Origin of the sequence: Pantoea sp. EABMAA-21 (genome assembly GCF_030053335.1) — a bacterium.
GTDB classification, from domain to species: domain Bacteria; phylum Pseudomonadota; class Gammaproteobacteria; order Enterobacterales; family Enterobacteriaceae; genus Pantoea; species Pantoea communis.
The window spans coordinates 1-26445 of sequence record NZ_JASGBX010000027.1 but is presented as its reverse complement, the minus strand read 5'-3'; the positions used below and the strand labels follow the sequence as shown (position 1 = coordinate 26445).

General features: G+C 52.8%; 22 protein-coding genes and 1 riboswitch. Of the genes, 16 read left to right on the top strand and 6 right to left on the bottom strand.

All coding sequences use genetic code 11. The features are described from left to right. The 9 genes from QMZ65_RS24320 to rpoC all read left to right on the top strand — a co-directional run. On the top strand, window positions 1–552 hold a 552-nt coding region (locus tag QMZ65_RS24320; protein WP_249221838.1), incomplete at its 5' end, for an EF-Tu C-terminal domain-related protein. A gap of 227 nt (window positions 553–779) precedes the next feature. Next, entirely contained in the window at window positions 780–1163 is a 384-nt protein-coding gene (secE, locus tag QMZ65_RS24315) for a preprotein translocase subunit SecE (RefSeq protein WP_283216891.1), read from the top strand. Between the two features lies 1 nt (window position 1164). Further along, window positions 1165–1710: a transcription termination/antitermination protein NusG gene (gene nusG / locus QMZ65_RS24310; protein ID WP_010616908.1), complete on the top strand. Its 546-nt coding sequence runs from the start codon at window positions 1165–1167 to the stop codon at window positions 1708–1710. 147 nt (window positions 1711–1857) lie between these two features. After that, window positions 1858–2286, top strand: coding sequence for a 50S ribosomal protein L11 (rplK, locus tag QMZ65_RS24305; RefSeq protein WP_034828899.1), 429 nt, complete (start codon window positions 1858–1860; stop codon window positions 2284–2286). Between the two features lie 3 nt (window positions 2287–2289). Beyond that, on the top strand, window positions 2290–2994 hold the full coding sequence (rplA, locus tag QMZ65_RS24300; RefSeq protein ID WP_034828901.1) for a 50S ribosomal protein L1: 705 nt from the start codon (window positions 2290–2292) through the stop codon (window positions 2992–2994). A 351-nt stretch (window positions 2995–3345) separates the two neighbouring features. Continuing rightward, window positions 3346–3843: a 50S ribosomal protein L10 gene (gene rplJ / locus QMZ65_RS24295; protein ID WP_034828904.1), complete on the top strand. Its 498-nt coding sequence runs from the start codon at window positions 3346–3348 to the stop codon at window positions 3841–3843. Between the two features lie 66 nt (window positions 3844–3909). Further along, a complete protein-coding gene (gene rplL / locus QMZ65_RS24290; protein WP_034828906.1) occupies window positions 3910–4272 on the top strand; it encodes a 50S ribosomal protein L7/L12 in 363 nt (120 codons plus the stop codon). Window positions 4273–4601: 329 nt separating this feature from the next. Continuing rightward, window positions 4602–8630, top strand: a complete 4029-nt coding sequence (rpoB, locus tag QMZ65_RS24285) for a DNA-directed RNA polymerase subunit beta (RefSeq protein WP_034828907.1) — start codon at window positions 4602–4604, stop codon at window positions 8628–8630. A 77-nt stretch (window positions 8631–8707) separates the two neighbouring features. Then, window positions 8708–12931 carry a DNA-directed RNA polymerase subunit beta' gene (rpoC, locus tag QMZ65_RS24280; protein WP_097119779.1) on the top strand — a complete coding sequence of 1408 codons (4224 nt, stop codon included), beginning with the start codon at window positions 8708–8710 and terminating at the stop codon, window positions 12929–12931. Between the two features lie 60 nt (window positions 12932–12991). On the opposite strand, the gene QMZ65_RS24275 is transcribed toward rpoC, so the two are convergent. Next, window positions 12992–13180, bottom strand: a complete 189-nt coding sequence (locus tag QMZ65_RS24275) for a DUF1127 domain-containing protein (RefSeq protein WP_097119778.1) — start codon at window positions 13178–13180, stop codon at window positions 12992–12994. A 175-nt stretch (window positions 13181–13355) separates the two neighbouring features. On the opposite strand from QMZ65_RS24275, the gene QMZ65_RS24270 reads away from it, so the two are divergent. After that, window positions 13356–14810: an aminotransferase-like domain-containing protein gene (locus QMZ65_RS24270; RefSeq protein WP_097119777.1), complete on the top strand. Its 1455-nt coding sequence runs from the start codon at window positions 13356–13358 to the stop codon at window positions 14808–14810. A gap of 156 nt (window positions 14811–14966) precedes the next feature. Here the strand turns inward: QMZ65_RS24270 and thiE are convergent, their stop codons facing one another. From thiE to QMZ65_RS24255, 3 genes are all read right to left on the bottom strand, one after another. Then, complete coding sequence (thiE, locus tag QMZ65_RS24265; protein WP_097119776.1) at window positions 14967–15614, bottom strand: thiamine phosphate synthase; 648 nt, start codon at window positions 15612–15614, stop codon at window positions 14967–14969. Further along, window positions 15611–17536 carry a phosphomethylpyrimidine synthase ThiC gene (gene thiC, locus QMZ65_RS24260; RefSeq protein WP_283216890.1) on the bottom strand — a complete coding sequence of 642 codons (1926 nt, stop codon included), beginning with the start codon at window positions 17534–17536 and terminating at the stop codon, window positions 15611–15613. The genes thiE and thiC overlap by 4 nt, the downstream gene beginning before the upstream one ends. Window positions 17537–17626: 90 nt before the next feature. Then, a riboswitch (TPP riboswitch) is annotated at window positions 17627–17727 on the bottom strand. A gap of 256 nt (window positions 17728–17983) precedes the next feature. Next, entirely contained in the window at window positions 17984–18490 is a 507-nt protein-coding gene (locus tag QMZ65_RS24255) for an Rsd/AlgQ family anti-sigma factor (RefSeq protein WP_058962185.1), read from the bottom strand. A gap of 88 nt (window positions 18491–18578) precedes the next feature. On the opposite strand from QMZ65_RS24255, the gene nudC reads away from it, so the two are divergent. From nudC to QMZ65_RS24225, 6 genes are all read left to right on the top strand, one after another. Next, the gene (gene nudC / locus QMZ65_RS24250; RefSeq protein WP_283216889.1) at window positions 18579–19352 is read left to right on the top strand and encodes an NAD(+) diphosphatase; all 774 of its coding nucleotides are present in this window, start codon (window positions 18579–18581) and stop codon (window positions 19350–19352) included. A gap of 39 nt (window positions 19353–19391) precedes the next feature. Continuing rightward, window positions 19392–20459: a uroporphyrinogen decarboxylase gene (hemE, locus tag QMZ65_RS24245; protein WP_097119774.1), complete on the top strand. Its 1068-nt coding sequence runs from the start codon at window positions 19392–19394 to the stop codon at window positions 20457–20459. 2 nt (window positions 20460–20461) lie between these two features. Next, window positions 20462–21130 carry a deoxyribonuclease V gene (gene nfi / locus QMZ65_RS24240; protein WP_097119773.1) on the top strand — a complete coding sequence of 223 codons (669 nt, stop codon included), beginning with the start codon at window positions 20462–20464 and terminating at the stop codon, window positions 21128–21130. Window positions 21131–21192: 62 nt separating this feature from the next. After that, window positions 21193–21798: a YjaG family protein gene (locus QMZ65_RS24235; protein ID WP_283216888.1), complete on the top strand. Its 606-nt coding sequence runs from the start codon at window positions 21193–21195 to the stop codon at window positions 21796–21798. 173 nt (window positions 21799–21971) lie between these two features. After that, window positions 21972–22244: a nucleoid-associated protein HU-alpha gene (hupA, locus tag QMZ65_RS24230; protein WP_006121511.1), complete on the top strand. Its 273-nt coding sequence runs from the start codon at window positions 21972–21974 to the stop codon at window positions 22242–22244. A gap of 68 nt (window positions 22245–22312) precedes the next feature. Beyond that, window positions 22313–22978, top strand: coding sequence for a DUF1481 domain-containing protein (locus tag QMZ65_RS24225; RefSeq protein WP_097119771.1), 666 nt, complete (start codon window positions 22313–22315; stop codon window positions 22976–22978). 41 nt (window positions 22979–23019) lie between these two features. On the opposite strand, the gene purD is transcribed toward QMZ65_RS24225, so the two are convergent. Further along, window positions 23020–24300 (bottom strand): phosphoribosylamine--glycine ligase, encoded by a 1281-nt coding sequence (purD, locus tag QMZ65_RS24220; RefSeq protein ID WP_097119770.1) that lies wholly within the window; start codon window positions 24298–24300, stop codon window positions 23020–23022. A gap of 18 nt (window positions 24301–24318) precedes the next feature. Beyond that, window positions 24319–25908 carry a bifunctional phosphoribosylaminoimidazolecarboxamide formyltransferase/IMP cyclohydrolase gene (purH, locus tag QMZ65_RS24215; RefSeq protein ID WP_034828924.1) on the bottom strand — a complete coding sequence of 530 codons (1590 nt, stop codon included), beginning with the start codon at window positions 25906–25908 and terminating at the stop codon, window positions 24319–24321. Between the last annotated feature and the right edge of the window lie 537 nt (window positions 25909–26445).

The window sequence follows — 26445 nt, the reverse complement described above, 5'->3', positions numbered from 1 at the left end:
CTGCTGCCAATCGAAGACGTATTCTCAATCTCAGGCCGTGGTACTGTTGTAACCGGTCGTGTTGAGCGCGGTATCGTGAAAGTAGGCGACGAAGTTGAAGTTGTTGGTCTGAAAGACACCGTTAAGTCTACCTGTACCGGCGTTGAAATGTTCCGCAAACTGCTGGACCAGGGTCAGGCAGGCGAGAACTGTGGTGTTCTGCTGCGTGGTATCAAGCGTGAAGATATCGAGCGTGGTCAGGTTCTGGCTAAGCCGGGCACCATCAAGCCACATACCCAGTTCACTTCAGAAGTTTACGTACTGTCTAAAGATGAAGGCGGCCGTCATACTCCGTTCTTCAAAGGCTACCGTCCTCAGTTCTACTTCCGTACTACTGACGTGACCGGTGACGTTCAACTGCCAGAAGGCGTTGAGATGGTAATGCCAGGCGATAACGTAAAAATGACCGTTACCTTGATCAAGCCAATCGCTATGGATCAGGGTCTGCGTTTCGCAATCCGTGAAGGCGGCCGTACTGTTGGTGCGGGTGTTGTTGCTGAAATTATCGCTTAATTGCGATAACATTTGACGCAATGCATATGGAAAGGGCATCATTTGATGCCCTTTTTGCACGCTGTTACATAGAACCTGGCTCATCAGTGATTTTCGATCATAATCATTGCTGAGACAGGCTCTGGTTTACGGCGTCGGATACCGAGTTACGCCCAAAAGCTCATTCGGTTTGGATGCCTCGCTCTGCGGGGCAGAATTGTTTCTGAATTATTGTGGCAGGTTGGTTTATGAGTGCGAATACCGAAGCTCAAGGGAGCGGGCGCGGCCTGGAAGCGATAAAGTGGGTTGCTGTCATCGCGTTGCTGTTAGCCGCCATCGTTGGCAACTATCTCTATCGCGACATTACGCTGCCTCTGCGCGCGCTGGCTGTCGTAGTACTGATTGCTGCGGCAGGTGGCATAGCGTTGCTGACTATCAAAGGCAAAGCGACTGTGGCTTTTGCTCGTGAAGCAAGAACCGAAATGCGTAAGGTCATTTGGCCGACTCGCCAGGAAACATTGCACACCACGTTAATCGTTGCCGCGGTCACTGCCGTGATGTCACTGATTTTGTGGGGGCTGGATGGAATTCTGGTCCGTCTGGTATCGTTTATCACTGGCCTGAGGTTCTGAGATGTCTGAAGCTCCAAAAAAACGCTGGTACGTCGTTCAGGCGTTCTCCGGTTTTGAAGCCCGCGTAGCGAAGTCGCTGCAAGAGCATATCAAACTGCACAACATGGAAGAGCTGTTTGGTGAAGTCATGGTGCCGACTGAAGAAGTCGTTGAAATCCGTGGTGGCCAGCGCCGTAAAAGCGAACGTAAGTTCTTCCCTGGCTATGTGCTGGTCCAGATGGTGATGAATGACGCCAGCTGGCACTTAGTGCGTAGCGTACCACGTGTCATGGGCTTCATTGGCGGTACTTCTGACCGTCCTGCGCCGATTAGTGATAAAGAAGTCGATGCGATTATGAACCGCCTGCAGCAGGTGGGTGATAAGCCGCGTCCAAAAACGCTGTTCGAGCCAGGCGAGATGGTGCGCGTCAACGACGGTCCATTTGCCGACTTCAACGGTGTGGTCGAAGAGGTGGATTACGAAAAGAGCCGCTTGAAGGTCTCTGTTTCCATCTTTGGCCGTGCAACACCAGTCGAACTCGACTTTGCTCAGGTGGAGAAAGGTTAACCCTTTTGTTCACTTTATAGCTCTTGCGGAAGGCGCGAAATTTACCTATAATTTCGCGCCTTTTGTTTTTATGCGCTGGTGACAGCGTGTGAATCGTAATCACGGGGAGCCTGTTTTCAGGCGCTATAACCCATTTGAGGAATTATCATGGCTAAGAAAGTACAAGCCTACGTCAAGCTGCAGGTTGCAGCTGGTATGGCGAACCCAAGTCCACCTGTTGGTCCAGCACTGGGTCAGCAGGGTGTTAACATCATGGAATTCTGTAAAGCGTTCAACGCTAAAACAGAATCTCTGGAGAAAGGCCTGCCTACTCCAGTTGTTATCACTGTATACAGCGACCGTTCTTTCACCTTCGTTACCAAAACCCCTCCGGCTGCCGTACTGCTGAAAAAAGCAGCGGGCATCAAGTCTGGTTCTGGTAAGCCGAACAAAGACAAAGTCGGTAAAGTTTCTCGTGCTCAGGTACGTGAAATCGCAGAAACTAAAGCTGCGGACATGACTGGTGCTGACGTAGAAGCGATGACTCGCTCTATCGAAGGTACTGCACGTTCCATGGGCCTGGTAGTAGAGGATTAAGAAATGGCTAAGCTGACCAAGCGCATGAGCGTAATCCGTGACAAAGTTGACGCGACCAAGCAGTACGACATCGCTGAGGCTATTGCTCTGCTGAAAGAACTGGCAACTGCTAAGTTCGTTGAAAGCGTTGACGTTGCTGTTAACCTCGGCATCGATGCACGTAAATCAGATCAGAACGTTCGCGGCGCGACTGTTCTGCCACACGGTACTGGTCGTTCAGTACGTGTTGCTGTATTTACCCAAGGCGCAAACGCAGAAGCTGCTAAAGCAGCTGGCGCTGAGCTGGTAGGTATGGAAGATCTGGCTGACCAGATCAAAAAAGGCGAAATGAACTTTGACGTTGTTATCGCATCTCCAGATGCAATGCGCGTTGTTGGCCAGTTGGGCCAGGTTCTGGGTCCACGCGGCCTGATGCCAAACCCGAAAGTGGGTACTGTAACCCCTAACGTTGCTGAAGCAGTGAAAAACGCTAAAGCAGGTCAGGTTCGTTATCGTAATGACAAAAACGGCATCATCCACACTACCATCGGTAAAGTGGACTTCGACGCTGACAAACTGAAAGAAAACCTGGAATCTCTGCTGGTTGCGCTGAAAAAAGCGAAACCTTCACAGGCTAAAGGAGTGTACATCAAGAAAGTTAGCATCTCTACCACCATGGGCGCCGGCGTTGCCGTTGACCAGGCTGGTCTGAGCGCAGCAGCAAACTAATTGCTGCTTGAAACGGGCGAAAAATTCATCTAGAATCTTACGCCCGTTGTTCTGATTGAGTATTCAATTTAGAACCCAGATTCAAAGTTGCTGAATGTATAAGCCTAAAAGCTTTTATGTTCAGTGGCTTAGGTTGGAGCCAGGCCTTATCCTGGCCTCCGTCCAAGACCGCAGGAGCGGGATTATCTTCGGATAACCTGCTTAATACCCTGCGTAGACGGTGACAGAACCAAAAAGAATTTTTTCTTCACTGGATTCTGCTCACCGTGTAATAGCGCTCAGTGCCTTCGGGTAGCTGAGTGAAGTGAGTTCCGGGAAATTTTTCCCGGTCAAATCCAGGAGCAAAAGCTAATGGCATTAAATCTTCAAGGCAAACAAGCGATTGTTGCTGAAGTTAGCGAAGTAGCCAAAGGCGCGCTTTCAGCGGTTGTTGCGGATTCCCGTGGCGTTACCGTTGATAAAATGACCGAACTGCGTAAAGCAGGTCGTGAAGCTGGCGTTTACATGCGTGTTGTTCGCAACACCTTGCTGCGCCGCGTCGTTGAAGGAACTCAGTTTGAGATCCTGAAAGACACGTTTGTTGGTCCGACCCTGATTGCATACTCTTTGGAACACCCGGGCGCTGCTGCTCGTCTGTTCAAAGAGTTCGCGAAAGCGAATGCAAAATTTGAGGTCAAAGCTGCAGCCTTTGAAGGTGAGCTGATCACGGCGGCCAATATTGACCGTCTGGCAACTCTGCCGACTTACGAAGAAGCACTGGCACGTCTGATGTCGACCATGAAAGAAGCCGCTGCTGGCAAACTGGTTCGCACTCTGGCTGCTGTACGCGATGCAAAAGAAGCGGCTTAAGGCCATCTTCTTTTCCTTCGTACTTGCTAACGTATAAACTTTTTCTGTTTTTTAGGAACAATCGATATGTCTATCACCAAAGATCAAATTCTGGAAGCAGTAGCAGCTATGTCCGTAATGGAAGTAGTTGAGCTGGTTTCTGCTATGGAAGAAAAATTCGGCGTTTCTGCTGCTGCTGCTGTAGCTGTTGCTGCTGGCCCAGCTGAAGCTGCTGAAGAGAAAACTGAATTCGACGTAATTCTGAAAGCTGCTGGCGCTAACAAAGTTGCCGTAATCAAAGCAGTTCGTACTGCAACTGGTCTGGGCCTGAAAGAAGCTAAAGACCTGGTTGAAGCTACCGGTGTTATCAAAGAAGGCATCAGCAAAGATGACGCAGCTGCTCTGGAAGCACTGCTGAAAGAAGCTGGCGCTGAAGTTGAAGTTAAGTAAGACAACCTTCGGGTTGCAGCCTGAGTAACATCAGGCTGATGGCTGGTGACTTTTTGGGTCACCAGCTTTTTTGCGCTTCAGAGGAATGATGGCGTTTCACACTGTTTGTCCATTGTTTCTCTTCAATATCTTTTTCTATCGACGACTTAATATATCGCTTTCCTGTGAGGGTTCCCTGCCTGCGCAACAGCGATGAAATGATTTAAGAGTGATAGAAAGATGTATTGCATGGGGTGTTACGCATCGCATGAAAAACAAAATAGTGTTGCATGAACTGTCCCTTCAGGACGGACAGCGTGGTTCGACATGTCAGCTAGCTGAGGAACCCTATGGTTTACTCCTATACCGAGAAAAAACGTATTCGTAAGGATTTTGGTAAACGTCCACAAGTTTTGGACATACCTTATCTCCTTTCTATCCAGCTTGACTCGTTCCAGAAGTTTATCGAGCAAGATCCAGAAGGCCAATACGGTCTGGAAGCTGCCTTCCGCTCCGTATTCCCAATCTCAAGCTACAGCGGCAACTCTGAGTTGCAGTATGTCAGCTACCGTTTGGGCGAGCCGGTCTTTGACGTAACTGAATGTCAGATCCGTGGCGTGACCTATTCGGCACCGCTGCGCGTGAAACTGCGTCTGGTGATCTACGAGCGTGAAGCGCCGGAAGGCACCGTAAAAGACATCAAAGAACAAGAAGTGTACATGGGTGAAATTCCACTCATGACCGACAACGGTACCTTTGTTATCAACGGTACTGAGCGTGTTATTGTTTCTCAGCTGCATCGTAGTCCTGGCGTGTTCTTTGACAGCGATAAGGGTAAGACGCACTCGTCTGGTAAAGTGCTGTATAACGCACGTATCATCCCTTACCGCGGTTCATGGCTCGACTTCGAATTCGACCCGAAAGACAACCTCTTCGTCCGTATTGACCGTCGCCGTAAGCTGCCGGCCAGTATCATTCTGCGCGCGCTGCACTACACCACTGAACAAATCCTTGATCTGTTCTTTGATAAAGTGGTGTATGAAATCCGCGATAACAAACTGCAGATGGAACTGGTGCCTGAGCGCCTGCGTGGTGAAACCGCCAGCTTCGATATCGAAGCCAATGGCACGGTCTACGTTGAGAAAGGTCGTCGCATCACTGCGCGTCATATTCGTCAGCTGGAAAAAGACGGTATTCAGCACATTGAAGTGCCAGTCGAATATATCGCTGGCAAAGTGGTCGCTAAAGACTACGTCGATCTGAACACCGGTGAACTGATCGTTCCTGCGAACATGGAACTTTCACTGGATCTGCTGGCTAAACTGAGCCAGTCAGGCCACAAACGCATTGAAACGCTGTTCACCAACGACCTGGATCACGGCCCATACATTTCAGAGACCCTGCGTGTTGACCCAACCAACGATCGCCTGAGCGCGCTGGTTGAGATCTACCGTATGATGCGTCCTGGTGAGCCGCCAACGCGCGAAGCTGCAGAGAACCTGTTCGAGAACCTGTTCTTCTCAGAAGATCGTTACGATCTGTCTGCAGTTGGCCGTATGAAGTTCAACCGTTCACTGCTGCGTGATGAAATCGAAGGTTCAGGTATCCTGAGCAAAGACGACATCATCGAAGTGATGAAGAAACTGATCGGCATCCGTAACGGTATTGGCGAAGTCGATGATATCGACCACCTCGGCAACCGTCGTATCCGTTCAGTCGGTGAGATGGCTGAGAACCAGTTCCGTGTGGGTCTGGTGCGTGTTGAGCGTGCTGTTAAAGAGCGTCTGTCTCTGGGCGACCTCGATACCCTGATGCCTCAGGACATGATCAACGCCAAGCCTATTTCGGCGGCGGTGAAAGAGTTCTTTGGTTCAAGCCAGCTGTCCCAGTTTATGGATCAGAACAACCCGTTGTCTGAGATCACGCATAAGCGTCGTATCTCTGCCCTGGGCCCAGGCGGTCTGACGCGTGAGCGTGCAGGCTTCGAAGTGCGTGACGTACACCCAACCCACTACGGTCGTGTATGCCCAATCGAAACGCCAGAAGGTCCGAACATCGGTCTGATCAACTCCCTTTCTGTTTATGCGCAGACTAACGAATACGGCTTCCTTGAGACTCCGTATCGTCGCGTGGTAGATGGCAAAGTGAGTGATGAAATTCATTACCTCTCTGCAATCGAAGAGGGTAACTACGTTATCGCTCAGGCGAACACCAACCTTGCTGAAGACGGTAGCTTTGTTGACGATCTCGTCACTTGCCGTAGCAAAGGTGAATCAAGCCTGTTCAGCCGTGACCAAGTTGACTACATGGACGTTTCGACCCAACAGGTCGTTTCAGTCGGTGCGTCACTGATTCCATTCCTGGAGCACGATGATGCTAACCGCGCCTTGATGGGTGCGAACATGCAACGTCAGGCAGTACCAACTCTGCGCGCTGATAAGCCGCTGGTCGGTACCGGTATGGAACGCGCAGTAGCGGTTGACTCCGGTGTAACTGCCGTAGCGAAACGTGGCGGTTCCGTTCAGTACGTTGATGCTTCTCGTATCGTTATCAAAGTTAACGAAGATGAGATGTATCCGGGCGAAGCGGGTATCGACATCTACAACCTGACCAAGTACACCCGTTCTAACCAGAACACCTGCATCAACCAGATGCCATGTGTGTCCCTGGGTGAGCCAATCGAACGTGGCGACGTGCTGGCAGATGGCCCGTCTACCGACCTCGGTGAACTGGCGCTGGGTCAGAACATGCGCGTGGCGTTCATGCCATGGAACGGTTACAACTTCGAAGACTCCATCCTCGTTTCTGAGCGTGTTGTCCAGGAAGACCGTTTCACCACTATCCACATCCAGGAACTGGCATGTGTGTCTCGTGACACCAAGCTGGGGCCAGAAGAGATCACCGCTGATATCCCGAACGTGGGTGAAGCTGCACTCTCCAAACTGGATGAATCCGGTATCGTGTATATCGGTGCGGAAGTGACCGGTGGTGACATTCTGGTCGGTAAAGTGACGCCGAAAGGTGAAACTCAGCTGACGCCAGAAGAGAAACTGCTGCGTGCGATCTTCGGTGAGAAAGCGTCTGACGTTAAAGACTCTTCTCTGCGTGTTCCTAACGGTGTTTCCGGTACGGTTATCGACGTTCAAGTCTTTACTCGCGATGGCGTAGAAAAAGACAAACGTGCGCTGGAAATCGAAGAGATGCAGCTGAAGCAGGCTAAGAAAGACCTGTCTGAAGAACTGCAGATCCTCGAAGCGGGCTTGTTCAGCCGTATTCAGGCGGTACTGATCTCGGGTGGTGTTGAAGCTGAGAAGCTGGACAAACTGCCACGTGAGCGCTGGTTGGAACTGGGCCTGACTGATGAAGAGAAGCAAAACTCTCTCGAGCAGCTGGCTGAGCAGTATGACGAGCTGAAGCACGAGTTTGAGAAAAAACTCGAAGCTAAACGTCGCAAAATCACTCAGGGCGATGACCTGGCACCAGGCGTGCTGAAAATCGTGAAAGTGTACCTGGCGGTTAAACGTCAGATCCAGCCTGGTGACAAGATGGCAGGTCGTCACGGTAACAAAGGTGTTATCTCTAAGATCAACCCGATCGAAGATATGCCTTACGATGAGAACGGCACGCCGGTCGACATCGTACTGAACCCGCTGGGCGTACCGTCACGTATGAACATCGGTCAGATCCTGGAAACCCACCTGGGTATGGCGGCTAAAGGCATTGGTGAGAAAATCAATGCGATGCTGAAGAAGCAGGAAGAAGTCGCCAAACTGCGTGAGTTCATCCAGCGTGCTTACGATCTGGGCACCGATGTGCGTCAGAAAGTCGATCTGAACACCTTCACTGACGACGAAGTTCTGCGTCTGGCTGAGAACCTGAAAAAAGGTATGCCAATCGCAACGCCAGTGTTTGATGGTGCGAAAGAGAGCGAGATCAAAGAGCTGCTGCAGCTCGGCGGCCTGCCTTCTTCCGGTCAGATCACTCTGTTCGACGGCCGTACCGGTGAGCAGTTTGAGCGTCAGGTAACCGTAGGTTACATGTACATGCTGAAACTGAACCACCTGGTCGACGACAAGATGCACGCCCGTTCAACTGGCTCGTACAGCCTTGTTACTCAGCAGCCGCTGGGTGGTAAAGCGCAGTTCGGTGGTCAGCGCTTCGGTGAGATGGAAGTGTGGGCACTGGAAGCATACGGTGCTGCTTATACCCTGCAGGAAATGCTGACCGTTAAGTCTGATGACGTGAATGGCCGTACGAAGATGTATAAAAACATCGTCGATGGCAACCATCAGATGGAACCGGGCATGCCGGAATCCTTCAACGTACTGTTGAAAGAGATCCGCTCGCTGGGTATCAACATCGAGCTGGAAGACGAGTAAGCACTCGTAAGTACTGGTTACGGGACGCGCACTTCGGTGTGCGTCCCTGAGAGTTCCACTCCGACGGGAGCTAATCCGTGAAAGACTTACTTAAGTTTCTGAAAGCGCAAACTAAGACCGAAGAGTTTGATGCGATCAAGATCGCTCTGGCTTCGCCAGATATGATCCGTTCATGGTCTTTTGGTGAAGTTAAAAAGCCAGAAACCATTAACTACCGTACCTTCAAGCCGGAGCGTGACGGTCTTTTCTGCGCCCGTATCTTTGGGCCGGTAAAAGATTACGAATGCCTGTGCGGTAAGTACAAGCGTTTAAAACATCGTGGCGTGATCTGTGAGAAGTGTGGCGTTGAAGTTACACAGACCAAGGTTCGTCGTGAGCGCATGGGCCACATTGAACTGGCTTCACCAACTGCGCACATTTGGTTCCTGAAATCACTGCCTTCGCGTATCGGCTTACTGCTGGATATGCCACTGCGTGATATCGAGCGCGTACTGTACTTCGAATCTTATGTTGTGATCGAAGGCGGTATGACCAACCTGGAAAAACGTCAGATTCTGACCGAAGAGCAGTACCTTGATGCGCTGGAAGAGTTCGGTGACGAATTCGACGCGAAGATGGGTGCGGAAGCTATCCAGGCGCTGCTGAAAAATATGGATCTGGAGCAAGAGTGCGAGCAGCTGCGTGAAGAGCTGAACGAAACCAACTCCGAGACCAAACGTAAAAAGCTGACCAAGCGTATCAAGCTGCTGGAAGCGTTCGTACAGTCTGGTAACAAGCCAGAGTGGATGATCCTGACCGTTCTGCCGGTTCTGCCGCCAGATCTGCGTCCGCTGGTACCGCTGGATGGTGGTCGTTTCGCTACGTCGGATCTGAACGATCTGTATCGTCGCGTCATCAACCGTAACAACCGTCTGAAGCGTCTGTTGGATCTGGCTGCGCCAGATATCATCGTACGTAACGAAAAACGTATGCTGCAGGAAGCGGTAGATGCCTTGCTGGATAACGGCCGTCGCGGTCGTGCCATCACTGGCTCTAACAAACGTCCTCTGAAATCTTTGGCCGACATGATCAAAGGTAAGCAGGGTCGTTTCCGTCAGAACCTGTTGGGTAAACGTGTTGACTACTCTGGCCGTTCTGTAATCACCGTAGGTCCATACCTGCGTCTGCATCAGTGTGGTCTGCCGAAGAAAATGGCACTGGAGCTGTTCAAGCCGTTCATCTACGGCAAGCTGGAGCTGCGTGGCCTCGCGACCACCATCAAAGCTGCTAAGAAGATGGTTGAGCGTGAAGAAGCTGTCGTTTGGGATATCCTGGACGAAGTGATCCGCGAACACCCAGTACTGCTGAACCGTGCACCAACCCTGCACCGTTTGGGTATCCAGGCATTCGAACCTGTTCTGATCGAAGGTAAAGCAATCCAGCTGCACCCGCTGGTTTGTGCGGCATATAACGCCGACTTCGATGGTGACCAGATGGCAGTTCACGTACCGCTGACGCTGGAAGCTCAGCTGGAAGCACGTGCTCTGATGATGTCTACCAACAACATCCTGTCACCTGCGAACGGCGAGCCAATCATCGTTCCTTCTCAGGACGTTGTACTGGGTCTGTACTACATGACCCGTGACAAAGTGAATGCGCGCGGCGAAGGCATGGTGCTGACTGGCCCGAAAGAAGCTGAGCGTGTTTATCGCGCTGGCCTGGCCGAGTTGCATGCTCGCGTTAAAGTGCGTATCACCGAGTACAGCAAAAACGAACAAGAAGAGTTCGTCGCGAAAACCAGCTTAATCGACACCACCATTGGTCGTGCGATTCTGTGGATGATCGTGCCGAAAGGTCTGCCTTACTCCATCGTCAACCAGGCGCTGGGTAAGAAAGCTATCTCTAAGATGCTGAACACCTGTTACCGCATCCTGGGCCTGAAGCCGACCGTTATCTTCGCTGACCAGACCATGTATACCGGCTTTGCTTACGCAGCCCGTTCAGGTGCCTCTGTAGGTATCGACGACATGGTGATCCCTGCTAAGAAAGCGGAAATCGTGGCAGAAGCAGAAGCGGAAGTTGCTGAGATTCAGGAACAGTTCCAGTCTGGTCTGGTTACTGCTGGCGAACGTTACAACAAAGTCATCGATATCTGGGCCGCAGCAAACGAACGCGTTTCCAAGGCGATGATGGACAACCTGCAAACCGAAACCGTGATCAACCGTCACGGCGAAGAAGAGCAGCAAGTCTCGTTCAACAGCATCTACATGATGGCCGACTCCGGTGCGCGTGGTTCTGCTGCACAGATTCGTCAGCTGGCCGGTATGCGTGGTCTGATGGCTAAGCCAGATGGCTCAATCATCGAAACGCCAATCACCGCGAACTTCCGCGAAGGTCTGAACGTACTCCAGTACTTCATCTCGACGCACGGTGCGCGTAAAGGTCTTGCGGATACCGCACTGAAAACCGCTAACTCCGGTTATCTGACGCGTCGTCTGGTAGACGTTGCGCAGGACCTGGTGGTTACCGAAGACGACTGTGGTACTTTCGAAGGCATCATGATGACTCCGGTTATCGAAGGTGGCGACGTTAAAGAACCACTGCGTGAGCGTGTACTGGGTCGTGTGACTGCTGAAGACGTACTGAAACCAGGTACTGCTGACATCCTGATCCCGCGTAACACGCTGATCGATGAGCACTGGTGTGATGTGATCGAACTCAACTCAGTTGATGCGATCAAAGTGCGTTCTGTTGTTGGTTGTGAAACCGACTTTGGTGTGTGTGCACACTGCTACGGTCGCGACCTGGCACGTGGTCACATCATCAACAAAGGTGAGGCCATCGGCGTTATCGCAGCACAGTCCATCGGTGAGCCGGGTACACAGCTGACGATGCGTACGTTCCACATCGGTGGTGCGGCATCTCGTGCGGCTGCTGAATCCAGCATCCAGGTGAAGAACAAAGGTACTATTAAGCTGACCAACGCGAAGTCTGTAACCAACTCCTCCGGGAAACTGGTTATCGTCTCTCGTAACGTTGAGCTGAAGATGATCGATGAATTCGGTCGTACCAAAGAGAGCTATAAAGTCCCTTACGGCGCGATGATGGCTAAAGGTGATGGTGAGCAGGTTGCAGCGGGCGAGACCGTAGCAAACTGGGATCCGCACACCATGCCTGTTATCACCGAAGTGGGCGGTTTCATTCGCTTCACTGACATGATCGATGGTCAGACGATTACTCGTCAGACTGATGACTTGACTGGTCTGTCATCGCTGGTGGTTCTGGATTCTGCAGAACGTACTGCGGGCGGTAAAGATCTGCGTCCTGCGCTGAAAATTGTTGATGCCAACGGAAATGATGTTCTGATTCCAGGTACCGACATGCCAGCTCAGTACTTCCTGCCGGGCAAAGCGATTGTTCAGTTGGAAGATGGCGTTAAGATCAGTGCGGGTGACACCCTGTCTCGTGTACCTCAGGAATCTGGCGGTACCAAGGACATCACCGGTGGTCTGCCACGCGTTGCTGACCTGTTCGAAGCGCGTCGTCCGAAAGAGCCAGCAATTCTGGCCGAGATCAGCGGTATTATCTCGTTCGGTAAAGAGACCAAAGGCAAGCGTCGTCTGGTGATTACACCGGTTGATGGTAGCGATCCGTACGAAGAGATGATTCCGAAATGGCGTCAGCTGAACGTATTCGAAGGTGAGCGTGTAGAACGTGGTGACGTTGTTTCTGACGGCCCAGAGTCTCCACACGACATCCTGCGTCTGCGTGGCGTCCATGCTGTGACCCGTTACATCACTAACGAAGTGCAGGAAGTTTACCGTCTGCAAGGCGTTAAGATTAACGATAAACACATCGAAGTCATCGTGCGTCAGATGCTGCGTAAAGCAACCATCGCCAGCGCGGGCAGCACCGAGTTCCTGGAAGGTGAGCAGGCTGAATACTCTCGCATCAAGATCGCTAACCGCGACCTCGAAGCGAACGGCAAAATTGGCGCAACCTTTATGCGCGATCTGCTGGGTATCACCAAAGCTTCTCTGGCAACCGAATCGTTCATCTCTGCAGCATCGTTCCAGGAGACCACACGTGTCCTGACTGAAGCAGCAGTAGCAGGCAAGCGTGATGAACTGCGCGGCCTGAAAGAGAACGTGATCGTGGGTCGTTTGATCCCGGCCGGTACCGGTTATGCTTACCATCAGGATCGTATGCGTCGCCGTTCTGTAGGTGAAGCACCGGTTGCACCGCAGGTGACTGCGGATGAAGCCTCTGCGAGCCTGGCTGAACTGCTGAACGCCGGTCTTGGCGGTAGCGACGACGAATAATCGTCTGCGAAGCTGACCCATAAAAAACCCTGCCTCGGCAGGGTTTTTTTTCGTTTTTAATCAGCCCTTACGGCAGATATCGTGGCGGGTCAGGCCAATGTCGCGCAGTTGTGCATCGCTTAAGTGAGACAGAATTTTGCGAGTCTCACGGCGGGCGCGCCATCTTTTGATGGCACGTCCCGTGCCGCGAACCATATCCAATAGCGTTACATCAAAGGGTTTTGCTGCGCGGTTTTGATCGAATTCCATAATAAATGCCCTCAGTCAGTTGTCTGAGTGGTATTGTCCAGTTCCTGTGCATTTCAATACAGATTCAAAAATCACTTATTATTAACATACAGATTGCGCATGATAGGATCTGAATGGTAAAAAAAAGGATGATCTGTACTGATTTAGATTCAGTGAACTCGAGGGGAATCATACGATGACGCGTTACCAACATCTGGCTTGCTTGCTCTCAGACAGGATTGAGCAGGGACTCTACCGTAGCGGCGAGCGCTTACCCTCAGTGCGCACACTGAGTATTGAACACGGTGTGAGCATCAGTACCGTGCAGCAGGCGTATCACCTGCTAGAAGAGAAACAGCTTATTGTGCCGCAGCCGCGCTCTGGCTATTTCGTTGCGACGCGCAAAGCCACGCCTCCTGTTCCTGCGTTAACCCGCCCCGTACAACGCCCCGTCGAGATCACCCAGTGGGAATCGGTGCTGGAATTATTAAGCAGCCGCAACAGCGGTAACGTGCTGCAATTAGGTAGCGGCATGCCAGACCTTACCCAGCCGACATTGAAGCCATTATGGAAAATTCAGAGCCGAATGGCGCAGAAGCAGGATCTTGACCAGCTCAATTATGACAGTCTGTTAGGCGTTGCGGCCTTGCGTGAGCAGGTCGCACGCTTAACTATCGATAGCGGTTGTCAGCTCACCGCAGAGGATATTGTGATCACCACGGGCTGCCATGAAGCGCTGTCCGTGTCGATTCGTGCGGTGTGTGAACCGGGTGATATTATCGCCGTTGAATCTCCGACATTTCATGGCACGATGCAGACCCTGCGCGGGCTTGGTATCCGTGCCATTGAAATCCCTACCGATTCGGTGACGGGCATTAGCCTTGAAGCTCTGGAGTTGGCATTCGAGCAGTGGCCCATTAAAGCCGTGGTAGTAGTGCCAAATTGCAATAATCCACTCGGATTTATCATGCCCGAGGCGCGCAAGCGTGCGCTGCTGGCACTGGCACAGCGCTTTGATGCCGCGATTATTGAAGACGATGTTTACGGTGAATTGGCATGGGAGTATCCACGTCCCATTACCATTAAATCTTTGGATATGGATGGCAGGGTGTTGTTGTGTAGTTCATTCTCTAAGACGCTGGCTCCCGGGTTACGTGTTGGCTGGGTGGCACCTGGACGCTATCGCGATCGCGTCTTGCATATGAAATATATCGGCACGGGTTCAACAGCCACACAGCCGCAACATGCGGTGGCCGAATTTATTCGTCTTGGTCACTATGGGCCGCATTTACGCCGGATGCGCCAGATATATCAACGTAACTACGAGACTTTTAGCTGCTGGGTACGCCACTATTTCCCGTGCGGTATCTGTGTCTCGCGTCCGCAGGGCAGCTTCCTGATGTGGATTGAGTTACCTGAAGCGTTTGATGCGGTTCGGCTTAACACCGAACTTCGCACGTTGAACATTCAGGTCGCTGTCGGATCGCTGTTTTCTGCCTCGGGCAAATATCGTAACTGCTTGCGCCTGAATTATGGGTTGCCCATCAATGAGCATACAGAACAGGCCATCGCCCAACTTGGCGCTGCGGTGGAGCAGGCCATGCATGGCTGTCATATCGAAACGGAACCCGCTTCATCCCTGACTGATTAAAGTGGAAAGGCAGGGCTGGAGAGAGAGGTAGACCAGCCCTGGCCCACTGCCAGCGACAGCGGGCAGGCACACTTTATCCTGACCGGAAAAACACGCTAGCCCGCAGGAAGCGGACTGCGCGTGAGGTTCCAGCCAAATTACCCTGATTGCAGAACGTTACAACGCTTCTGCGGGCTGGGTTCCAGCTTCAACCAGTGCCAGCAGCTCCTGTGTCGCCTGACGCCAGTCTGCCGCCTGAGTAATGGCGCTCACCACGGCAACGCTTCCAACGCCAGTGGCCAAAACTTCAGGTACGCGCGCAAGGGATATACCGCCAATCGCCACAGTCGGTATATCCTGCAACCGCGCCATGTGGCGTTTCAATTCTACGACGCCCTGAGGTTCCGAAGGCATATCTTTGGTTTGTGTGGGATAAATATGCCCCAATGCAATGTAGGAAGGACGCAGCGCCAGCGCGCGGTCTAACTCGGCATCATCATGAGTCGATAACCCAAGACGCAAACCTGCCTGGCGGATAGCGTCCAGATTAGCCACGTCCAAATCTTCCTGACCAAGATGCACGCCATAGGCGTTATATTTGATCGCTAATCGCCAGTAATCGTTGATAAACAGGCGTGCACGATACTGCTTGCCCAGCGCAATTGCCTCGCGCACTGCGTCTTCTACTTCATGATCCTGGCAATCTTTGATGCGCAACTGGATGGTGCGAACGCCAGCCTCCAGTAAGCGTGCAATCCACTCTACGCTATCAACAACAGGGTACAGCCCCAGTTTCGGGGCCGTGGCTGGAAAGGCATCGGTCATACTTTTTCCTCTTTAAGGGCATCGGCGGCGTGATAAAGCTCGCCACCACGACTGCGGAAGGCATCCGACATCTGCGCCATGCCAATTTCAATGGGCTGGACTTCTGCATGCTGGCGAGCAGCATATTCGCGCACTTCCTGGGTAATTTTCATCGAACAGAATTTTGGACCGCACATTGAGCAGAAGTGAGCCACTTTGCCCGATTCCTGCGGCAATGTCTCATCGTGATAAGCGCGTGCCGTATGCGGATCGAGCGCCAGATTGAACTGATCCTCCCAACGGAATTCAAAGCGTGCTTTCGACATGGCGTTATCACGGATCTGAGCGCCGGGATGGCCCTTAGCCAGATCGGCTGCATGCGCGGCGATCTTGTAGGTAATCAGACCCTGCTTAACATCTTCTTTATTCGGCAAACCGAGGTGCTCTTTCGGTGTGACGTAGCACAGCATGGCGCAGCCAAACCAACCAATCATCGCGGCACCAATGCCGGAGGTAAAATGATCGTACCCGGGGGCGATATCGGTGGTCAGTGGGCCAAGCGTGTAAAACGGCGCTTCGTGACAGTGCTCTAACTGTTCGGTCATGTTGCGGCGGATCATCTGCATTGGCACATGGCCTGGACCTTCAATCATCACTTGCACATCGTATTCCCAGGCAACTTTGGTCAGCTCACCTAGCGTGTGCAATTCGGCAAACTGGGCTTCATCGTTGGCGTCCTGAATTGATCCCGGACGCAGGCCATCACCGAGTGAGAGCGCGACATCATAGGCAGCGCAGATTTCACAGATCTCGCGGAAATGCAGATAGAGGAAACTCTCTTGATGATGTGACAGGCACCACTTCGCCATGATCGAACCACCACGCGAGACAATACCGGTCAGACGTTTAGCCGTCATCGGCACATAGCGCAGCAGCACACCGGCGTGAATAGTGAAATAATCCACCCCCTGTTCTGCTTGTTCAAGCAGAGTATCGCGGAAGATCTCCCAGTTAAGGTCCTCCGCCACGCCGTTCACTTTCTCCAGTGCCTGATAAATGGGCACAGTGCCAATCGGCACCGGGCTGTTTCGCAAAATCCACTCGCGCGTTTCATGGATATAGCGGCCTGTGGAGAGGTCCATCACGGTATCCGCCCCCCAGCGTGTTGACCACACCAGTTTCTCCACTTCCTCTTCGATCGATGAGCTCACCGCTGAGTTGCCTATATTGGCGTTCACCTTCACCAGAAAGTTACGGCCAATGATCATCGGCTCGGATTCGGGGTGATTAATATTGGAGGGTATGATAGCGCGGCCGCTGGCAACTTCCTGGCGCACAAATTCGGCGGTGATGTTTTCCGGCAGATTGGCACCAAAACTGTGGCCCGGGTGCTGTTGCAGTAGCACTTCACCACGAATACGTTCGCGGCCCATGTTTTCTCGCACCGCAATAAATTCCATCTCGGGTGTAATAATGCCCTGACGTGCGTAATGCAGCTGTGTGACGCAGCGGCCAGCTTTGGCACGACGCGGCTGCGGTAACTGCTCGAAGCGCAGGTGATCCAGCCCTTCATCGGCTAAGCGTTGCTGAGTGTATTGCGAACTCAACTGGTGGATCGCTTCGCTGTCATCGCGTTCAGCAATCCAGTTTTCACGCAATCGGTCTAATCCCCGATGCACATCAATGGTGGCCGCAGGGTCGCCATAAGCACCTGCCGTGTCATATACCGGCACTGGTTCGTTGCGCTCATACTGTGGATTCTCTTTTGTGCCACCGATGTGTGTAGGGCTAAGCTGGATTTCGCGCATCGGCACACGGATATCCGCTCGGCTGCCGGTGATCCAGATACGTTTGGATTGGGGGAAAGCAGTGCCCTGCAGCGAATCGATAAATTCCTGCGCTTGTGCACGTTGTTCACGACGAGAAGTTTTAGCAACAGACATAGCAAATTTCCTGAATTAAGGGGAAGTTGCTTGTCCAGAGTTCGGAAGGAGTAACAGGGACGATGCCGGGCGCCAACACGCATCGCTCTGTGAATGTCTACTCTTGTTCCCTTCGCAGGTACTAACCTGATCAGGTTCCGCGGATCCCGAATAAACGGTCTCAGCCCCTTAGGGCACTCCGACAAGGTTGAATTTTACGATATAAGCTACTTTGCTGGCCATTTCACGCCAGGGCAGTGCTCGTGTCCGTCACGTACTACGTGTACGCTCCGGCCACTGCGCGCTGTCCGAGCGTGAACTGGCTGCGCACGCTACGCTTATATCGCAAAATTTGACTCTAGATTGCTTTAAAGAGACGCATAAAAACGTGAATAGGCCTCAATAAAAAAGCCCATTCAGCATAAGAGGGCTTTTTCGGAATAACAAGTTTTTTACATGGGGCCGAAGTTAAGCGGGGCGAGCCATGCTGCTTTCATTGGCGACCGGTGGGCGCGCCAGCTGGTTATCCCAGGCGAGTTGCACCAGCTTATCTTCCAGCGTGAAGCGCGACTCCAGCACTTCACCCACTTCGGATAACGCCTTCTGGAATTCTACGCAGTTATCGTCGTTGATGGCCTGCTGCAGATGGCTGTCATACAGTTGCATCATGCGATCGGTATTCGCTTCCAGAGCGGGATAGAGTTGGGCTGCCGCAATGAGTGGGCTATCGCCCTCCATCTCACTGATAATGCGTTCATAAATACTGAAATGACCGGTTGAGAGGTAATCAACCAGGCCGTGACAAAACGCATCCAGCGCCTGTTCATCCAGGGCACTGAGCGCCTCTTTGTTTGGCTTGATGCCAATTAATGCGTAATAGCTGACAAGCAACTGTCGGCGCGCGCGCAGCCACGCATCAACGAGTTCATTACCGCCACTTACACGCCTGGCCAGGTCATCTAACTGGGTAAGCATATGGGGCTCCGGGTGAGTTATAGTTATCCATTCCACACTTAACATCAGGATTTCAGCGTGCCATTTGACGCTAAGGACAACGAATAAGATGCAACGTGAGATCTCAAGCGTAGACGCTGGCTGGTGGATTGTCAGCCATGAACATAAACTTTGGTTACCGCAAGGTGAACTGCCGCATGGCTTATCCGGCGATTTTGGCCTGACTGGAAAAACCGCGATTTTGATTGGCGAATGGCAGGCGGAGAATGTCTGGCTGATATGTGAATCACGACCTGACAATATGGGCTCTGTTCGCCAGCTTATCGACGAAGATGTTGGGCTTTTTCAGATGGTTGGACGTGGAGTTCAACTCGCCGAATTCTACCGCTCACACCGCTGGTGTGGCTACTGCGGCCACGAAATGCACCTCAGTAAACGCGAATTTGCCTGCCTGTGTCACCATTGCCGCGAGCGCTATTACCCGCAAATTGCACCGTGCATCATCGTAGCGATTCGCCGGGGGGAGGAGATTCTGCTGGCCAACCATGCGCGCCATCGCAACAGCATTTACACAGTATTAGCTGGCTTTGTTGAGGTCGGGGAGACGCTGGAGCAGGCCGTCGCGCGTGAAGTGATGGAAGAGAGCAACGTCCGGGTTAAAAATGTCCGCTACGTCACCTCGCAGCCCTGGCCGTTCCCGCATTCATTAATGATGGCGTTTATGGCCGAATATGAGGGCGGTGAGTTGCAGCATGATGGCAAAGAGTTGCTGGATGCCGGCTGGTATCGCTATGACGATTTGCCCTTGTTACCGCCACCGGGCACGGTGGCACGGCGGTTGATTGAAGATACCGTTGCCCTGTGTCGCGCCAGCGCGCCGTGAAAATGCTACACTGGCGGCCTTAGCATGAGAGAGCCCATTATGAGTGAACTGAAGAACGATCGTTATCTGCGTGCCCTGTTACGTCAGCCGGTGGATGTCACCCCTGTATGGATGATGCGACAAGCCGGGCGTTATTTGCCGGAGTACAAAGCCACGCGTGCTGAAGCCGGTGATTTTATGTCGCTGTGTAAGAATGCGGAGCTGGCGTGCGAAGTCACCCTGCAGCCGCTGCGTCGTTATGCGCTGGATGCCGCGATCCTCTTCAGCGATATCCTGACGATTCCTGATGCGATGGGGCTGGGGCTCTATTTTGAAACGGGCGAAGGTCCGCGCTTCTCAAATCCTATTACCTGCCGTGCAGATGTCGACAAGCTACCGATCCCGGATCCGGAAGATGAGCTGGGTTATGTGATGAATGCGGTGCGTACCATTCGCCATAACCTGAAAGGCGAAGTGCCTTTGATCGGTTTCTCTGGCAGCCCATGGACGCTGGCGACCTACATGGTTGAAGGCGGCAGCAGCAAAGCGTTCACCAAAATTAAAAAGATGATGTATGCCGAGCCGCAAACCCTGCACAAGCTGCTGGATAAGCTGGCTGACAGTGTCATCCATTACCTGAACGCCCAGATCAAAGCCGGTGCACAGTCGATTATGGTCTTCGACACCTGGGGCGGCGTGCTGACTGGCCGCGATTACCGTGAGTTTTCACTCTACTATATGCACAAAATCGTCGATAGCGTGCTGCACGAGAACGAAGGTCGCCGTGTGCCGATTACGCTGTTCACCAAAGGTGGTGGTCAGTGGCTGGAAGCTATCGCAGCGACCGGATGTGATGCGCTGGGACTGGACTGGAGCACCGATATCGCCGATGCGCGTCGTCGCGTGGGTGACAAAGTTGCGTTGCAGGGCAACATGGATCCTTCCATGCTGTATGCGCCTCCGGCACGTATCGAGCAGGAAGTGGCCACTATCCTTGAAGGCTTTGGCACGGGTGAAGGGCATGTCTTCAACCTGGGCCATGGCATTCATCAGGATGTGCCGCCAGAGCACGCCGGTGCATTCGTCGAAGCCGTACATCGTCTGTCTCGCCCTTATCATCAGGGTTAAGCATGGATTTAGCCGCGCTGCGGGCTGAACAGTTACAACGCGCTGCTAACGTGGTGCGGCAGGATGATTTCGACGTCCTGCCGCCTCGTTTTATCGCCGGTGCGGACGTCGGTTTTGAACAGGAAGGTGACATCACGCGTGCGGCACTGGTGGTATTAGAATATCCCTCATTGCAACTCGTGGAGCACCGTATAGCACGCCTCGCGACCACCATGCCTTACATCCCGGGTTTCTTATCGTTTCGCGAAGTCCCCGCACTGCTTGCAGCCTGGCAGCAGCTCACACACCAACCCGATCTTTTATTTGTTGATGGTCATGGTATTGCCCATCCCCGTCGCCTCGGCGTGGCTGCGCATTTTGGCTCGCTGGTGGATGTTCCAACCATTGGCGTGGCGAAAAAACGGCTCTGCGGGCGTTTTACCGAATTGGATGCTGAACCGGGGAGCCGCCAGCCACTGATGGATAAAGGCGAACAAATTGGTTGGGTGTGGCGCAGTAAAGCGCGCTGCAACCCTTTGTTCGTCTCAACCGGGCATCGTGTCAGTATGGACAGCGCACTGAATTGGGTGGAGAAATGTACCGCGGGCTATCGTTTGCCCGAGCCTACACGCTGGGCCGATGCGGTTGCTTCGGGGCGTCCTGCGTTTCTGCGTTGGCAAAATGCGCGTTAACGCTGTTTGCGCGCGGCTTTTGCGGTACACTGCCGCCAGCTAACCTATTGAGAGTAAGTTTGATGTTACAGAACCCCGTCCATTTGCGTCTGGCGAAGCTGGAAAGCTGGCAGCATATGACCTTTATGGCCTGTCTGTGCGAGCGGATGTTCCCCAATTATTGGGCCTTCTGTCAGCAGACTGAATTCGCCGATCCGCAACTCTATCGTCGCATCCTTGACCTTATCTGGGAAAGCCTGACGGTCAAAGACGCCAAAATTAACTTCGATAGCCAACTGGAGAAGCTGGAGTCTGCGATTCCGAATGGCGATGATTTTGATATCTATGGTGTCCACCCAGCAATCGATGCCTGTGTTGCGTTGAGCGAAGTTGTGCATGCACAACTCAGCGGCGAAACTCTGGAGCACGCAATCGAAGTCAGTCGCACCTCGATCACCACCGTCGCTATCCTTGAAATGACGCAGGCCGGTCGTGAAATGACCGATGAAGAGCTGCGTGAAAATCAGGCGGTGATTGATGAATGGGATCTGCAGTGGGAGATTTTCCGTCTGCTGGCAGACTGCGAAGAGCGCGACCTTGAGCTGATTAAAGGGTTACGTTCTGACCTGCGCGAAGCGGGAATCAGTAACATCGGTATACTTTTTCAGCAACAAGGCGATAAAACGTGACTTCAGGCCTGAATTACCGCGCCTGGAGGCTTCACATCAGCCCCCTGTCTGGTCTACATTTGGGGGGCTGAAAATTGTGGCTATCTTTGCGTGCAGGTTGAAGAGTGCCAGAATATGGCTTTTCCCTCGCACTCGTTGCTTAGCAAGCGATAAATACACTTTAAGGATAACTTATGAACAAGACTCAACTGATTGATGTGATCGCAGAGAAAGCTGACCTGTCAAAAACCCAGGCTAAAGCTGCGCTGGAATCTACCCTGGCTGCGATCACTGAGTCTCTGAAAGAAGGTGATGCTGTACAACTGGTTGGTTTTGGTACTTTTAAAGTGAACCACCGCGCTGAGCGTACCGGTCGCAACCCACAGACTGGTAAAGAGATCAAAATCGCGGCAGCTAACGTGCCAGCGTTCGTCTCTGGTAAAGCTCTGAAAGACGCTGTTAAGTAAGTTTTCCGCATCGCGGTTTAAGCTTTAAAAGAGGGGCGACACGCCCCTTTTTGTTATTGGGGCCTGTCATGCTGAACACGATTACTCAGCGCGTCTGCGCCCTGTTACTCGGTGCGCTGCTCGCGGGCTGTAGTTCCACCTCTGATCTCCCTGCCTTTACGGCAAGTGGCTATCTGGCCGATCGTGGCACTGTGCGCATCTGGCGCAAGAACAGTGACCATCAGGCTGTCCATCTTCGCACTGTTTATACCCCTTTCAATGGCGATGCCATGGAAACCACTGACTACAACTGGCAACAGAACCACCTGATCAGCGTTGAGCGCATTGTGGCGGGTGAGCAACCCGATGACGTGACGCTGCGTTTTGACCATCTGGGCAATCTTAATTTTATGCAGCGTCAGCTGGCCGGCCGTCGTGAAGCGGTAAGTGGTGATACGGTTGAGCTCTATCGTTTCGACGCGCAACGTATGCTGGAGCAAAGTAATGCGTTGCTGAGTGGCCGTGTATTACTGAAGCAGGGGCATTGGCTGGGCGCTACGCAGGTGCGCGATTGTGATGGCAAAGTGGTGAATGCACCCTTTGATAGCGGAATCATTGCCACGCTATCTCAGCAGCAGCAAAACCAGCCACAGTCGTTGATGGTGTCATGGTTGGAGGCACCTGAAGGCGTGCAGTTGTTGCGGGCGACGCCAGAGGATGAGTGTAGCTGGCAGCCGAAAGAGAGTGATTTCTGAGTTGGGAAAAAACAAGGGGCGCAGAGCGCGCCCCTTGATAATTACTTGCGATTAATCGCGCGGTAACCAATATCTTTACGGCAGAAGCTGCCTTCCCAGGAAATATGTTTCGCCAGCGCATAGGCATTCTTCTGCGCGGCAGCCACATCTTCGCCCAGGGCAGTGACGCACAGCACGCGTCCACCGTTGGTGACCACCACATCATCTTTCATCGTGGTGCCCGCGTGGAACACTTTACCGTCCGGCACTTCTTCCAGCGGCAGACCGTGGATTTGATCACCGGTGTTGTAATCCGCGGGATAGCCGCCAGCCGCCAGCACGACACCCAGCGATGGGCGTGGATCCCACTGCGAGGTCTGCTTATCGAGTTTGCCATCCACTGCGGCCAGGCACAGCTCAACCAGATCTGACTGCAGACGCAGCATGATCGGCTGGGTTTCTGGATCGCCAAAGCGGCAGTTGAACTCGATCACTTTCGGCTGACCGGCTTTATCGATCATCAGGCCGGCATATAGGAAGCCGGTATAGGTGTTGCCTTCCGCTTTCATGCCGTTAACGGTTGGCCAGATAATCTGGTCCATCACACGCTGGTGGATCTCATCGGTGACAACCGGGGCTGGCGAGTAAGCGCCCATGCCTCCGGTATTTGGGCCGGTATCACCATCGCCTACACGTTTATGATCCTGGCTGGTGGCCATGGGTAACACGTTGTCGCCATCCACCATCACGATAAAACTGGCTTCTTCGCCGTCGAGGAACTCTTCAATGACGATACGATGGCCTGCATCGCCGAAAGCGTTACCTGCCAGCATGTCCTGCACTGCAGCTTCCGCTTCAGCCAGTTCCATCGCGACGATAACCCCTTTACCGGCTGCCAGACCATCCGCTTTAATCACGATCGGTGCGCCTTTCTCACGCAGGTAAGCCAGCGCGGGCTCAACTTCCGTAAAGTTCTGGTATTCAGCGGTAGGGATCTGCTGGCGTGCCAGGAAATCTTTGGTGAAGGCTTTTGATCCTTCCAGCTGTGCAGCCGCCTGCGTTGGGCCAAAGATTTTCAGACCCGCTGCACGGAACGCATCGACCACGCCAATCACCAGCGGCGCTTCTGGGCCTACGATGGTCAGATCGATCTTCTCTTTCTGAGCAAAGGCTAACAGTGCAGGAACGTCAGTGGCGCTGATCGCCACGTTCTGCAGTGCAGGTTCCAGTGCGGTACCCGCGTTGCCCGGTGCAACAAAGACCGTTTCGGCCAGCGGTGACTGTGCTGCTTTCCATGCCAACGCGTGTTCACGTCCACCATTACCAATCACTAAAATTTTCATCTATACGGCTCCAGGCTATTAATGGCGGAAGTGACGCATGTCGGTGAAGATCATCGCAATACCGTGCTCATCAGCGGCGGCAATCACTTCATCATCACGGATAGAACCACCTGGTTGAATCACACAGCTGATACCTACAGCAGCCGCTGCGTCGATACCATCGCGGAACGGGAAGAAAGCATCAGACGCCATGGCTGAACCTTTCACTTCTAAACCTTCGTCGCCTGCTTTGATACCGGCAATTTTGGCAGAATAAACGCGGCTCATCTGTCCGGCGCCTATGCCGATAGTCATATTGTCACGTGCGTAGACAATGGCGTTGGATTTCACGAACTTGGCTACTTTCCAGCAGAACAGCGCATCACGCAGTTCCTGCTCGCTTGGCTGGCGCTTAGTCACGACTCGCAGCTGACTGGCATCAACCATACCGAGATCACGATCCTGAACCAGCAGGCCGCCATTAACACGCTTGAAGTCCAGTGCAGCAACACGGCCCTGCCACTGGCCACAAACCAGCACGCGAACGTTCTGTTTTGCTGCGGTAACTTTAAGTGCCGCTTCGCTGGCTGAAGGGGCAATGATCACTTCGACAAACTGACGGCTGATGATCGCCTGGGCAGTGGCTTCATCCAATTCACGGTTGAAAGCGATGATGCCGCCAAAAGCAGAAGTTGGATCAGTTTTGTAAGCGCGCTCATAGGCGTCAAGAATCGAACCGCCCACTGCCACACCACACGGGTTAGCATGCTTAACGATCACGCAAGCGGCTTCATCAAACTCTTTCACACACTCAAGTGCGGCATCGGTATCCGCGATGTTGTTGTAAGAGAGCGCCTTGCCCTGTACCTGCTGTGCAGTCGCAACAGAAGCTTCTGCCACATTCTCTTCTATATAGAAGGCAGCGTCCTGATGGCTGTTCTCGCCGTAACGCATATCCTGCTTCTTGATGAAGTTGAGGTTCAGCGTTCGTGGGAAGCGGCCGGCAGGCTCTTTGCTGTCGCTATGATAAGCCGGTACCAGGCTGCCAAAGTAGTTGGCAATCATGCTGTCGTAGGCTGCGGTGTGTTCGAAGGCTTTGATCGCCAGATCGAAACGGGTGTCCAGCGTCAGGGAGTTTTCGTTGGCGTCCAGCTCGGCGATGATGGCCTCGTAGTCGCTGCTCTTCACCACGATTGCCACATCTTTGTGGTTCTTCGCAGCGGAGCGCACCATGGTTGGGCCACCGATATCGATATTCTCTACCGCGTCTGCCAGTGAGCAATCGGGTTTGGCAACGGTTTGAGCGAAGGGATAAAGGTTTACCACCACCATATCGATAGGGTTGATCGCGTGCTCGGCCATGATCGCATCATCGGTGCCGCGACGGCCCAGAATACCGCCATGCACTTTCGGGTGCAGCGTTTTGACGCGTCCATCCATCATTTCCGGGAAACCGGTGTAGTCAGAGACTTCGGTGACGGGCAGGCCCGCATCTGCCAGCAGGCGAGCAGTACCACCTGTGGAGAGCAGCTCAACACCACGGCTGGAGAGTGCCTGAGCAAATTCGAGGATACCGGCTTTATCAGAAACACTGAGAAGAGCGCGGCGTACTGGACGACGTTGTTGCATGGTGGTTTTATCCCTTGGCTTTGTTTCGCATAAATAAGAGCGTTACATCAAGCTTAGCGCTTCTCTTATATATAGAAGAGAGTACTTGCTTCATGTAACGCCCCAAAAGGGGCATCCTTGACGTCGCCGGGCATTGTAGCGAAAACGTTTGCGCGATGCTCGCCTAAATTCATTTGTGCAGATGAATGTGGATAACACTGTGTGTAAGTGGGTATAAGGCGGGGTTTTGCTGTGGAATGCAGCGAACGGTTGTTTTTATTGAATTTAGCGGTTGCGCGCTGCGAACAACTCCCTATAATGCGCATCCATCGAAACGGCACAACGGTTTACGAAGTGCGGTGTTGACAGGAAGCTTCGCTAAGAACTTCCGCCAGAGAAAAAATGCTGAAAAAAGTGTTTGACTCTGAAGGAGGAAAGCGTAATATACGCCACCTCGCAACAGCAGCTTAAGGCGCTGATTGCACCGCTCTTTAACAATTTATCAGACAATCTGTGTGGGCACTCGCAGGATTGATATCAACGTCTCCGGACGTAAAA